This is a genomic window from Sulfitobacter sp. OXR-159 (assembly GCF_034377145.1).
In the GTDB taxonomy this organism is placed as follows: Bacteria; Pseudomonadota; Alphaproteobacteria; order Rhodobacterales; family Rhodobacteraceae; genus Sulfitobacter.
Genome location: NZ_CP139707.1, coordinates 226,749 through 239,511, shown reverse-complemented (window position 1 = coordinate 239,511; position 12,763 = coordinate 226,749). Strand labels below are relative to the sequence as shown.

Sequence of the window (12,763 nt, the reverse complement as noted above, 5' to 3'; positions counted from 1 at the left end):
TCCCCGCTAGCTGATCCGTTTGCTGTCGGGCACCAATGCGTTGATCCGCGCGAGGTGTTCGGGCAGGCAGCGGGTAAGGAAATCGTAATTCTCAATCACATGCGCCCGCGCCGCCGGGCCGAGATGTGCGTGGTCCTGCGGATTGGCAAGCACCTCCACCACCTGCGCCGCCAACGCATCGGGGTCAAAGAAATCCACCAGCAGCCCGGTCTTGCCATGGCTCACCGCCTCGCGCACCGGGGCCACATCAGAGGCCACGATCGTGGCCTGCATCGACATGGCTTCGAGCAGGGACCAAGACAGCACAAAGGGCATCGTCAGATAGATGTGACAGCGGCTGATCTGCACAAGCTTCTTGAAATCGGGGTATGGCACTTTGCCGACGAAATGCACCCGCTCCCAATCGACCTTGCCCTGCAGTTCTGCCGCCATCTCTCCGCGCAACCCGCCGGGATGGTCGCTTTGCTTGCCGTAGGACACCTCATTGCCGCCGACGATCACCACCCGCGCAGAGGGCCGCTCGGCCAAGATACGCGGCAAAGCGCGCATCATCGTGTGAAAGCCCCGCGTCTTTTCCAGATTGCGCGCGACATAGGTGATGATCTCATCCTCGCGCGTGACGGGCTCTGCCAGACGCCCCAACCGCAGGCTGACATCCGGGTCGGGCAATAGTTGATCGGTGCGGATGCCATCGTGGCAGACGTAGAGCTTGCGGTGAAAGCTTTCGGGAAAACGGTCACGTTGCCAATGGGTCGGACAGTGGCCTAGATCGACGGTTTCGATATTGGCCAGCGGCACGATATTGCGCGCATGGTTAAGATAAGGCGCATGGGTCGAAATTTTCTCGGCTGGATCAAAGCCGACCATCCCACCGGTCATGTTATAATAATACTCGAAATAGCCGATGATCGGCACATCGGGCCAAAGCTCTTTGAAAAAGCTTAACTCCCCCCAACCGACGTGGCCGATGATGATGTCGGGGCGAAAGCCCTCTTGCGTTTCGATCTGCCGGGCCGCGTTGACGGCCCCGAAACCATTGCCCGAGGCTTCTTCCCAAACGCGCGAGAGCCCATAGGCTTTGTCGTCGGCCCGGTGGTGAGGGCGGTAGACCCGGGTTTCTACGCCGGGCAGATTTGGGGCGTTCTGACGCTGGGTCAGAAAATAAATCCGATGCCCGCCCGCCTGCGCCAGCCATTGCACCAACTCCCGGTATTGGCCGGGCATATTCTGGTGCACAAAGAGAAAATTCATCAGATGGTTCCGTAAATGCCTTGGGCCCCAGTTAGCCGCAAGCGGCGCGTTCTGGCAACATCCCGCGCCCTTTCATATCGCGGGCCCGCTTGAACCTCCCCCGGCCCTATGGCACCTTTGGACATGACAGATAAAACGTTCCCCACTTGGCCCGATGTGGCCGCACAATTGGTCGAGGTCGCCGCCGGGCGGCGCGCGGCCGATACGATCATCACCGGCGGCATTTGGGTGAATGTGCACACCCGCGAATGCCTGCCCGATCACGACATCGCCATTGCCGCCGGGCGCATCGCCTTTGTCGGGCCGGATGCCAGCCACTGCCGCGGCGATGATACCCGCATTATCGAGGCCAATGGCCGCTATATGGTCCCCGGTCTTTGCGACGGGCATATGCATATTGAATCGACCATGCTCACCCCGGCGGAGTTCGCCCGCGCCGTGATCCCGCATGGCACGACATCGGCCTTCACCGACCCGCATGAGATCGCCAATGTGCTGGGGCTGAACGGCGTGCGCATGATGCATGACGAAGCGCTGATGCAGCCGATTAACATCTTCACGCAAATGCCCTCCTGCGCGCCTTCGGCCCCGGGACTGGAAACCACGGGTTTTGAGATCACCGCCGAAGATGTGGCCGAGGCAATGGCATGGCCCGGCATCGTGGGCTTGGGCGAAATGATGAACTTCCCCGGTGTCAGCAATGCCGACCCGCAAATGCTGGCCGAGATTGCAGCGACGCAACGCGCGGACAAGACCGTGGGCGGGCATTATGCCTCCCCCGACCTCGGCCCCGCCTTTGCTGCCTATGTGGCGGGCGGTCCGGCGGATGACCATGAGGGCACCTGCGAAGCCGACGCCGTGGCGCGGATGCGGCAGGGCATGCGGTCGATGATCCGGCTCGGTTCGGCGTGGTATGACGTGAAGACGCAGATCACCGCGATCACCGAAAAGGGGCTCGATCCGCGCAACATGATCCTGTGCACCGATGACAGCCACTCGGGTACCATCACCAACGAAGGGCATATGAACCGGGTGGTGCGTCATGCCATCGACTGCGGCTGCGATCCGTTGATTGCCTTGCAAATGGCGACGATCAACACCGCGACGCATTTCGGGTTGGAGCGGGAGATCGGCTCACTCACACCCGGCCGCCGAGCTGATGTGATCCTGACATCGGACCTTGCGAGCTTCCCGGTAGAGGCGGTGATCGCGCGTGGCGAGGTGGTCGCGGAAGATGGCAAATGCCTTGTCGATTGCCCGCATTTCGACTGGCCTAACAATGCTCGCCAGACCGTAAACATGGCCCGAAACCTGAGCGCCGATGACTTCGACATCGCTGCCCCCGAAGGCGCGAACGCCGTCACCGCCAATGTCATCGGCGTGGTCGAAAACCAAGCGCCCACACGCGCGCTGAAGTTTGAACTGCCCGTGACCGAAGGCCGCGTGCAGGGCACTGGCGAGGTTTGCCAGATCGCACTGGTCGAACGCCACCGCGCCACCGGGACGGTGACCAACGCTTTCGTCTCGGGATTCGGCTATGAGGGGCGCATGGCCATGGCCTCGACCGTGGCGCATGACAGCCACCACATGATTGTCGTGGGCACCGATGCCGAGCAGATGGCGCTGGCCGCCAACCGGCTGCGCGAAGTCGGCGGGGGCATCACGATCTTCCGCGAGGGCGAGGAACTGGCGCTTGTCGCCCTGCCCATCGCCGGGTTGATGTCTGACCGCCCCGCCGCTGAAGTCGCCGCCGATGCCGAAGCCCTTGTGCAGGCGATGATCGACTGTGGCTGCAAGCTGAACAACGCCTATATGCAGCATTCTCTTTTGGCCCTTGTGGTGATCCCGGAGTTGCGGATCTCGGACCTTGGGCTGGTCGATGTGCAGAAATTTGAAATCATCCCATTGTTAGAGCCGCAAACATGACAACGATCCTGACCCCGGACACCCCGAACCCGGAAAGCTTCCGCGATGCGACAGCTGCCGTGGACCGCCTGACCGAACTCTATCAGCAGGCCACGACCTTCCTGCATGATGCCTTTGCCAAGGCGATGGAGACTTCGGCCCCCGATGCCCGCGTGCGTGCCTTTTATCCCGAACTGCGGTTTCGCACCTCGTCTTACGCCCATGTCGATACGCGGCTGTCTTTCGGACATGTCTCCTCTCCCGGCACCTTCGCCGCGACGATCACCCGGCCTGACCTGTTTCGGAACTATCTGATCCAGCAGATCGGCCTGCTGATTGAAAATCACGACCAGCCAGTGATCGTTGGCCCGTCGACCACACCGATTCCGGTACATTTCGCCATGTCGGGTGATAATGCGCTGAACGTGCCCCAAGAAGGGGCCGCCGATTTCACCCTGCGCGATGTCTTTGACGTGCCGGACCTGTCGACCACCAATGATGATATCGTCAACGGGACCTACGTGCCTGAGGACGACGTGCGCCCGCTCGCGCCCTTTACCGCGCAGCGCGTCGATTACTCCCTCGCCCGGCTGGCGCATTACACGGCCACGGATCCCGAGCATTTCCAGACACATGTGCTGTTTACGAACTACCAGTTCTATGTGACCGAGTTTGAGCAATACGCCCGCGAGATGCTGCGCGACCCCGAGAGCGGCTATACCGCCTTTGTCTCGACCGGCAATGCCGAGATCACCGATCCCGATGCCCCCTTGGCCGAAACGCTGAAGACCCCGCAGATGCCGACCTATCACCTGAAACGCGCCGACGGTTCGGGCATCACGCTGGTCAATATCGGCGTCGGCCCGTCCAACGCTAAAACGGCGACGGACCACATCGCCGTGCTGCGCCCCCATGCTTGGCTGATGGTCGGCCACTGTGCCGGGCTGCGCAATACGCAGGCTCTAGGCGACTTCGTGCTGGCGCATGGCTACCTGCGCGAGGATCACGTTCTGGATGACGATCTGCCCGTCTGGGTGCCGATCCCGGCGTTGGCCGAGATCCAGATCGCGTTGGAGCAGTCGGTGGCGCAGGTCACGCAATTGGAGGGCTATGAGCTTAAACGCATCATGCGCACCGGCACCGTCGCTACCATCGACAACCGCAACTGGGAATTGCGCGACCAATCTGGCCCGGTGCAGCGGCTGAGCCAATCCCGCGCCGTGGCGCTGGATATGGAAAGTGCCACCATCGCCGCCAACGGCTACCGCTTCCGGGTGCCCTATGGCACGCTGCTGTGTGTGTCGGACAAACCGCTGCATGGGGAGTTGAAACTGCCCGGCATGGCCTCGGACTTCTACAAGACTCAAGTCGCGCGCCATCTGATGATCGGCATTCGCGCCATGGAACTGCTGCGCCGCATGCCATTGGAGCGGATCCACAGCCGGAAACTTCGATCCTTCGACGAAACGGCGTTCCTATAGGGCGGAAAACAGCGGAAATTCGCATGTTTTCGCGTTTATAGCGCCACAATTCGTTGTGTTATCCCACAACATACCGTTACATTCCGGCCATGAGGCCCTAAAAAGCGGGCAGTCTAAGGAGAATAAAATGGCAAAACCGATGACCAAGACCCAGCTCGTCGCTGCTCTGGCAGAAGAGATGGACACCGACAAGAAATCCGCAGGCGCAGCGCTCGACGCCGTTTGCAACCTGATCACCCGTGAAGTGTCCGCCGGCGGTGCCGTGACCCTGCCAGGCGTTGGCAAAATCTATTGCCGTGAGCGCCCCGAGCGGATGGTCCGCAACCCCGCCACCGGCGAACAGTTCAAGAAAGACGCCGACAAAGTGGTCAAGATGACCATCGCGAAGGCACTGAAGGACAGCGTGAACGAGTAAGCCTTGGGCTGAATGTTTGCGAAAGGGTCGTCTTCGGGCGGCCCTTTTTTGTTGGCCTTGAGGGCCATCACCTGCCCGCGGGTCGGCGATCCAAACTTCTGACGTTGCCACTTTATGGCTCAGCCGTGATGTGCGCTCTCAATTTTGCGCCTAACCTCAACAAAACGCCTACCCGGTCGCACCAGCGGTGCGCCCAAACTACCACGGCACGCCTCTGGCGTGACGGGCGGGCAGGCGATGGCCCGGTGCCTGCGGCTTGATTCCGAGCGGGGTGGCGAACTCCCCCGTTTCCGCACCTTGCCCTCCCCCTTCAAACCCGCCATTGCTTAGCAAGTTCAGCACAGGGGGCATTTCATGGACATCCGCGCAATTCTCATGGGACTGGCCTTTGCCGTGATGTGGTCCTCGGCCTTCACCTCTGCCCGTATCATCGTGATGGATGCCTCGCCCCTACTGGCTCTCTCTCTGCGCTACCTGATTTCCGGCCTGATCGGCGTCGGCATCGCGCTGGCCTTAGGCCAAAGCTGGCGGCTCACCCCCGCGCAATGGCGCGCGACGATCATCTTCGGCGTGCTACAAAACGCGGTTTACCTTGGGCTTAACTTCATCGCCATGCAGACCATCGAGGCGTCCCTTGCCGCGATCATCGCTTCCACCATGCCGCTGCTCGTGGGTTTCGCCGCGTGGGCGTTCCTGGGAGAAAAGCTGCGCCCCTTGGGCATTGCGGGACTGTTTGCCGGTGTCATCGGCGTCGCCATCATCATGGGCGCGCGCCTCGGCGGGCAAGTCGACCTCTATGGTCTCATCCTCTGCGCCATCGGCGTGGTGGCCCTCACCGCGGCCACCCTGCTTGTGCGCGGCGCGACATCCGGCGGCAACTTTCTCATGGTGGTGGGCTTGCAAATGCTTGTCGGCTGCGTGGCCCTCTCCATCGCCACCCTGCTGTTTGAGACACCCCGCATCGACCCCAGCCTGCGCCTGACGCTCGCCTTCGCCTATACCTGCCTTGTCCCCGGCCTTGCCGCCACCGTGGTCTGGTTCTGGCTGGTCAACCGCATCGGCGCCACGCGGGCGGCGACCTTCCACTTTCTCAACCCGTTCTTCGGCGTGGCCATCGCGGCCCTGCTGCTGGGCGAAACGCTGGGTCCGCGCGACATCCTTGGCGTCGCCATCATCGCAGGCGGCATCCTTGCCGTGCAGATCTCGCGGCAACGCAAGGCGTAACGCCAGTGTGAGCCGCAAACCCTTTGAATTTCACCGCCACACCCCATCTAATAGGCCAAGCCCATGAATGGAGGACGCCATGCCCCGCTACGAAAAAACCAACGCCGCGATTGATGCGCTGAGCCCCGAAGAGTTCCACGTCACGCAACGCAGCGGCACCGAACGCCCCGGCACCGGCAAATACCTGAACAACAAAGAGCCGGGCATCTACGTTGACATCGTCTCGGGCGAGCCTTTGTTCGCCAGCGGTGACAAATACGAAAGCGGCTGTGGCTGGCCCAGCTTTACCAAACCGATTGTGCCAGCCTATGTCGAAGAGTTGGAAGACGCCTCGCTCGGCATGGTCCGCACCGAGGTGCGCAGCAAGCACGGCGACAGCCACCTTGGTCACGTCTTTCCCGACGGCCCACCGGATCGCGGTGGGCTGCGCTATTGCATCAACTCCGCCTCTTTGCGCTTCGTGCACCGTGACGACATGGAGGCCGAAGGCTATGGCGAGTATCTCAACCAAGTGGAGAATGTGACATGACAACCGAACGCGCAGTATTGGCCGGTGGCTGTTTCTGGGGGATGCAAGATCTGATCCGCCGCCGCCCCGGTGTGGTCTCGACCCGCGTCGGCTATACCGGCGGCGACGTGCCCAATGCGACCTACCGCAACCATGGCACCCATGCCGAAGGGATCGAGATCAACTTCGACCCCGAGAAGACCTCCTACCGCGAGTTGCTGGAGTTTTTCTTTCAGATCCACGACCCCACCACGATGAACCGTCAGGGCAATGACCGTGGGATGAGCTACCGTTCCGCGATCTACTATGTCGACGATGAACAAAAAGCGGTCGCCGAAGATACCATCGCCGATGTCGAAGCTTCTGGCCTGTGGCCGGGCAAAGTCGTGACCGAGATCGAACCCGTTGGCGATTTCTGGGAGGCAGAGCCAGAGCATCAGGACTATCTGGAACGTCTGCCCAATGGCTACACCTGCCATTTCCCGCGCGCCGATTGGGTACTGCCCAAACGCGCAGCGGCTGAGTAACGATGCTGCCCCCGGCACCGCGCCGGGGGTCAGCCCGCCGCCACGCGCGGCCGCCCCGAGGCTTCGACGGTAAGCGCGGCCTCGACAAACACCTCCCGCCCCTCAATCTCGGCCATACGAATATCGCGCGTCACGTGGCACTCGATCTGTGCGGCCCCGGCTGAGTGGGCCCGCGCGCGGGCGGTTTCGGTCAAAGCAGTCTCTGCTTCGGCCAAAGCGCGTTCGGCATCCGGGAAATCCTGTGGGCCATTGGCCAGATGAACGCGAAACACCCCTTCGTGCGGGACGGTGACAGTGCCGCTTTCACGCATGATCACCCGCCCCACCACCGCACCGATGGCATTGGCGACATGGGCGTGGCTAGGCAGGATCATCTCGCTCCCCAGTCTCTTTCCTACCGCCGGGTAGTAGGTCGCCGCCGAAGCGCCCAAGCCCACGACAGGCAAGTTCAGACCCGCATCAATCCGCAGCACGCCGCGATGCCCCGACAGGCCACGCTGCATCAAAGCATGCCGTGCCAAGGTCTCGGGCGGCAGGTCAAAGGCGGGGGATTCTTCGGCAAAAGCGGTCTCTAACAGGGCCAAAGCGGTCTGATCGGTCAGCTGGTCGATGATGATTTTGGCAAGGCTCTCGGGCTCGGGGCAGAACCGCAGGCCCGAGCCGCCGCGCTTGCGTCCGAACAACGCCAACGCCTTATGCGCAGCCGCGCTGTCCCATGCGACAAGATGCCCGGCGACATGGCTCGCATCACTGGGCGTAACCCCCGCCACCTGCACCAGCCCGCGCGCCACCAACCGGTTCAAAGCGCCCTGTTCGACCCGGTTCCGCAGCACGTCGCCCAAGGGCCAGACATCGGTGCCGATCCGCTCCAGCAGTGCCAAGTCGCGCGGGACCAGACCTTCGACCTCTTGACCCGGCACGGCCCGCACAAAACGGCCATCATGCTCCCCCACGACACTCCGCCGCATTTGGGCGTCCAATGCTCTATGCACCACCTCGCCCGCCTCCACCGCAAGGAGAGAGATCGGCAGCAGCCGCTTCGGCCCTAGGGTCACGCCCGCGGTCAGACCTTGGGACGTGAAATGCACTTCGCTGTCACCGCCCAAGCCATGGGTCCGCATCGCCACCGCCTCGACCATGGTTCGATAAAGGCCAACCTGCGCACCCGCCGGATCAATCGCCGGGCGTCCGTCGCGCAACAGCGCTACATCGGTCGTCGTCCCGCCGATATCCGACACCAGCGCCGTCTCTGCCCCGGTCAACCAGCGCGCGCCTACGAGCGACGCGGCAGGGCCGCTGAGAATCGTCTCGATCGGGCGCTCGCGGGCCTGGGCGCTCGACATCAAGGCACCGTCGCCGCGCACCACCATCATCGGGGCGTTGATGCCCAAGCTGCGCAATTGATCCTCAGCCCGGCCTATCAGCCGATCGATCATGCCAATCAGCCGCGCGTTCAGCAATGCCGTCAGCGCCCGCTTAGGCCCGTTCAGCTTGGCCGATAGATTGTGAGACGCCGACACCGGACGCCCCGTGACCGCTGCCACCAGTTCCGCGACCCGCTGCTCATGTGCCGGATTGCGCGTGGCGAATTGGCTGGCCACGGCAAAGCCGCTTACATCGACCCTATGCGTCTCTAAAAAGGCGATTAGGGCTGTCTCGTCCAGCGGTGCAACCTCGGCCCCCGCATGGTCGTGCCCACCAGTCAGCAGCAGGCAAGGGTCACCCCGCAGCGCCTCTGACAGCCCATGCACCTCAAGATCAGGAGCGCGAAACCCGACATAGATCAGCGCCACGCGGCCGCCCTGCCCCTCGACCAGCGCGTTGGTCGCCAGCGTGGTGGAGAGCGAAGCCATGGCGATCTGATCCGCCGCCATGCCGGACTGCGCCAGCACCGCGCTGACCGCATTGCCCACGCCAACAGCCAGATCGACGCGGGTCGTCAGCGCTTTGGCCGAGGCGATCACCTCTGTCTCATCGCGGATCAGCACCGCGTCGGTATAGGTGCCGCCCGTGTCCACACCCAATAACACCGCCATGGGCGTGCCTCCTATGCCAACCGTTCTGCCGCCCAACGCGCGGCATCGGCCACGGTGGGGTCAGCATCTTCGGTTAGAGATTGCGCCACCGGGCGCAGCCGCGCCAGCCCGGAATTGCCGATGGCATAGAGCACGTTGCGCACAAAGCGATCCCGCCCGATGCGTTTGATCGGAGAGCCGGAATAGCGCGCGCGGAACGCGGTATCATCCAGCGTCGCCAACTCTGCCAAGTCCGCCGGCTGCACTGCGGGGCCGTGATAGCGCATATCACTGGCCGCCACGGCAAATTTGTTCCACGGGCAAGCGGCAAGGCAATCGTCGCAGCCATAGATCCGGTTGCCCATCTTCTCGCGCAGGTCCAGATCGACCGGCCCTTTGTGTTCGATCGTCAGATAGGAAATGCAGCGCCGCGCGTCGAGTTGATAGGGCGCAGGGAAGGCATCTGTCGGGCAAGCCTCAAGGCAGGCGCGGCATGACCCGCAGTGGTCGACCTCCCGCGCATCGGGGGCGAGATCAAACGTTGTGAAAACAGACCCTAAAAAGGCCCAATTGCCGAATCTCCGGCTGAGAAGATTGGTATGTTTGCCCTGCCAGCCGAGCCCCGCCGCCTGCGCCAGCGCCTTTTCCGGCACCGGGGCGGTATCGACGAAAACCTTCACCTCGGGGTCAGCCGCGCGGGCCTCCTCCATCAGCCAACGCGCCAGCCGTTTCAGCCGTTTCTTGACGATATCGTGGTAGTCACGCCCCTGCGCATAGACTGAGATCGCCCCCTTGTCGGGATGTTCCAATACCGCGCGGGGGTCATGTTCGGGGGTGTAGCTTTCGGCCAGCATGATGACCGACCGCGCCTCGGGCCAGAGTGCTGCGGGATTGCCGCGCCAATGCATCCGATCTTCCATCCAGCCCATCTGCCCGTGAAACCCGGCTTCGACAAAACGGGCGAGCCGTTCGGGCATTTCGGGCACATCATCGGGGCGGCAAATGCGGCAGGCGACAAAGCCTTCCTCAAGCGCCCGAGCCACCACCCGCGCCTTGAGGGCCTCCGGCCCGATCTCGGCGCGGGGGCGGGCAGGCATCAGAAGTCGAGGTTGTTGTAATGCACCGGCGGCGGGAAGCCCGGCAATTGGTCGGCGAGGATCGACCGAAAGGCGGGACGCGATTTGATCTTGGCGTACCAGTCCTTAACCACGTCAGAGCGGTTCCAATCCACGTCTGAGATATAGTCGAGCGACGACAGATGCGCGGCGGCGGCGAAATCGGCCAGCGTCATTACATCGCCCGCCAGCCAGCGGCGGTGGTCCAGCAGCCACGCCATATAGTCGAGGTGATATTTGATCGCCTTGGCCCCGGCCTTCACGTTCTTGCTGTCCGGGTAGCCCTGTTTGGTGACCTTCTTGTTGACCCGCTCGTACAGCAGTTTCGAGGTCACCTCGTCGTGGAATTTGTCGTCGAACCAGCTGACCAGACGGCGCACTTCCAAGCGCTGCACCGGGTCGCTGGGCAGCAATGACGCCTCTGGGCGGGTCTCTTCGATATACTCACAGATCGCGGCGCTTTCCGCCATCATGATCCCGTCCAACCGCAGCACCGGCACCTTGCCCGCCGGATTGCGGCGCAGGAAATCGGGGTCTTGCTCCCAATAGCGCTCCTCGACCAGTTCCACCTCGATCTTCTTCTCCCCAAGGCTAAGCCGCACCTTGCGACAGAAGGGGGACAAGGGAACGTGAAACAAGCGAGCCGTCATATAAAGTCCGTGTGGTTAAAGGGATAGCACTCTTCCATGCCTGCTGGCGGGAGGATTTTCAACTCTCGAAACAAGCGGCACGACCGTCCGCGCGGATGGTCGCCGCCCCGTCCATGATCTGGGCCGTGCGCTTGCGGGTAAAGTCACCGGGCCGGGAGGCGGAACGCTCTTTCGGGTCGGGCAGGATCGCGGCAAGCCGGGCGGCCTGCGTCGGGCTCAGGTCTGCGGCCGCGACGCCAAAGTAATGCGGGGCCGCAGCGCCGACGCCAAAGACACCTTCGTCAAACTCGGCCACATTCAAATAGACCTCGATGATCCGGCGCTTGGGCCAAAGGGTTTCGACCAGCGGAGTCATCCCGGCCTCAAGTGCTTTGCGCAGCCACGAGCGGCCATGCCAAAGATAGACGTTCTTGACCGTTTGCTGGCTGATCGTGGACGCCCCGCGGGCAGAGCCATTTTCAATCGCGGTGCGAATGGCCTGCATGTCAAAGCCCCAGTGGTTGCAAAAATTCGCATCCTCTGCCGCGACAGCCGCGCGGGCCATCACGGGGGCGATCTGCTCAAGCGGCACCCAGTCGCGCTGCACCCCACCCAGACGGCGCGATTCCGAAAGCATGTAGACCCCGGTGGGCGGGTTGACGAAGCGGAACAGCAGCACCAGCAGCACAGCCAAGACAAAGGTCAACGCCAAGGCGCGCACCACCCAGCGGCCCGCGCGTTTCTTCAACGGGGGGCTTGCCTTGCTCGATTTCTTGCCCTTGGGGGCGGTCTTTTTCCGTGTCGCCATGGATCAGCTATAGGCCGTCTGCGGGATTTTGTGAACGGTTCTCGCGCGCGGTGATTTCTTGGGCGAGGTAGGCACCGATCCGGGCGGAGCCACGGGCGGAGGGATGCACGTTGTCCCCGGCAAAAAGCCCGCGGTCCCCCCGGTCGATCACGTCTTCGGAATCGACGAAATGGATCCCCGGGCGGCCTGCAGCGAAAGTGGCGATGCGGGATTCGATTTCGACCAGATCATCGCGGCATCCGGCAAAGGAGCCTGAGCCGGAGCCTGCGTAATAGCCCATCCACATGACCTGCGCCCCGGTCTGGGCACGGAGGCGTTGCAAGAAGGCGGGGATGCTGCCGCTTTGACCGTCCGGTGCGATCAGCGCATTCACCGAGGCCCCGCAGGCCCCGCAGCCGCAATCGGCGCTCAGATCGTTGGCACCGCCATTCACCACCACCCAGTTCCAGCGCCCGCCGGGGAACTGCTGCTGAATGTCAAAGCCAACGGCAGAGGCGATGGTCGAGCCGTTGTCGAACTGCGCGCCGGGCACGGCACGGCTGGTGACGCTGCGGCCCGTTTGGTTGGCAATGACATCGGGAATCGAGCGGCCTCCATTCCACGCCACGATGGAATCGCCCAGCACGAGGATATCGCCCCCGCCACGCGGTGCGGTGTCGGTGCAGGCGCTGAGGCCCGTGACTATCAGCAATACCGCTAGAATTCTTCGCATGATCTGCCTCCCGTGGAGAGGCAGAGGTAGCGCAGACACTTTTAAATACCACCCCAGCCCGGAATCAAGCCGCAGGCGCCGGGCCATCGCCTGCCCGTCCCGGCGGGCTGGCGATTTGGTGAGGCTGGGCGAACCTTCGCGAACACACATCATCGCTGCGCCATAAAGTGGCC

Annotated in this window: 12 protein-coding genes; 6 read left to right on the top strand and 6 right to left on the bottom strand. The window is 62.8% G+C overall.

Features of this window, described 5'->3' with window-relative positions:
• Positions 1 to 6: 6 nt before the first annotated feature.
• On the bottom strand, positions 7 to 1,251 hold the full coding sequence (locus T8A63_RS01130) for a glycosyltransferase family 4 protein (RefSeq protein ID WP_322344753.1): 1,245 nt from the start codon (positions 1,249 to 1,251) through the stop codon (positions 7 to 9).
• A 123-nt stretch (positions 1,252 to 1,374) separates the two neighbouring features.
• Between T8A63_RS01130 and ade the strand changes: the two genes are divergently transcribed.
• The 6 genes from ade to msrA all read left to right on the top strand — a co-directional run bounded on the left by ade (position 1,375) and on the right by msrA (position 7,311).
• Entirely contained in the window at positions 1,375 to 3,177 is a 1,803-nt protein-coding gene (ade, locus tag T8A63_RS01125; protein WP_322344752.1) for an adenine deaminase, read from the top strand.
• Positions 3,174 to 4,637 carry an AMP nucleosidase gene (locus T8A63_RS01120; RefSeq protein WP_067624625.1) on the top strand — a complete coding sequence of 488 codons (1,464 nt, stop codon included), beginning with the start codon at positions 3,174 to 3,176 and terminating at the stop codon, positions 4,635 to 4,637. Before ade ends, T8A63_RS01120 begins: the two co-directional genes overlap by 4 nt.
• A gap of 127 nt (positions 4,638 to 4,764) precedes the next feature.
• A complete protein-coding gene (locus T8A63_RS01115) occupies positions 4,765 to 5,052 on the top strand; it encodes an HU family DNA-binding protein (RefSeq protein ID WP_007118569.1) in 288 nt (95 codons plus the stop codon).
• Positions 5,053 to 5,406: 354 nt separating this feature from the next.
• A complete protein-coding gene (locus T8A63_RS01110; protein ID WP_067942611.1) occupies positions 5,407 to 6,276 on the top strand; it encodes a DMT family transporter in 870 nt (289 codons plus the stop codon).
• Between the two features lie 79 nt (positions 6,277 to 6,355).
• A complete protein-coding gene (gene msrB / locus T8A63_RS01105; RefSeq protein ID WP_300051110.1) occupies positions 6,356 to 6,805 on the top strand; it encodes a peptide-methionine (R)-S-oxide reductase MsrB in 450 nt (149 codons plus the stop codon).
• Positions 6,802 to 7,311, top strand: coding sequence for a peptide-methionine (S)-S-oxide reductase MsrA (gene msrA / locus T8A63_RS01100; RefSeq protein ID WP_067942613.1), 510 nt, complete (start codon positions 6,802 to 6,804; stop codon positions 7,309 to 7,311). The genes msrB and msrA overlap by 4 nt, the downstream gene beginning before the upstream one ends.
• 29 nt (positions 7,312 to 7,340) lie before the next feature.
• Here msrA and T8A63_RS01095 read toward each other — a convergent pair whose 3' ends face one another.
• The 5 genes from T8A63_RS01095 to T8A63_RS01075 are packed head-to-tail and all read right to left on the bottom strand — an operon-like array spanning position 7,341 to position 12,590.
• Positions 7,341 to 9,347 carry a hydantoinase/oxoprolinase family protein gene (locus T8A63_RS01095; RefSeq protein WP_322344751.1) on the bottom strand — a complete coding sequence of 669 codons (2,007 nt, stop codon included), beginning with the start codon at positions 9,345 to 9,347 and terminating at the stop codon, positions 7,341 to 7,343.
• A gap of 11 nt (positions 9,348 to 9,358) precedes the next feature.
• On the bottom strand, positions 9,359 to 10,423 hold the full coding sequence (gene queG, locus T8A63_RS01090; RefSeq protein WP_322344750.1) for a tRNA epoxyqueuosine(34) reductase QueG: 1,065 nt from the start codon (positions 10,421 to 10,423) through the stop codon (positions 9,359 to 9,361).
• Positions 10,423 to 11,091 carry a glutathione S-transferase family protein gene (locus T8A63_RS01085; protein WP_067624607.1) on the bottom strand — a complete coding sequence of 223 codons (669 nt, stop codon included), beginning with the start codon at positions 11,089 to 11,091 and terminating at the stop codon, positions 10,423 to 10,425. Before T8A63_RS01085 ends, queG begins: the two co-directional genes overlap by 1 nt.
• A 58-nt stretch (positions 11,092 to 11,149) precedes the next feature.
• The gene (gene mtgA, locus T8A63_RS01080; RefSeq protein WP_322344749.1) at positions 11,150 to 11,878 is read right to left on the bottom strand and encodes a monofunctional biosynthetic peptidoglycan transglycosylase; all 729 of its coding nucleotides are present in this window, start codon (positions 11,876 to 11,878) and stop codon (positions 11,150 to 11,152) included.
• Positions 11,879 to 11,885: 7 nt separating this feature from the next.
• Entirely contained in the window at positions 11,886 to 12,590 is a 705-nt protein-coding gene (locus tag T8A63_RS01075; protein ID WP_322344748.1) for an SGNH/GDSL hydrolase family protein, read from the bottom strand.
• Positions 12,591 to 12,763 lie beyond the last annotated feature (173 nt).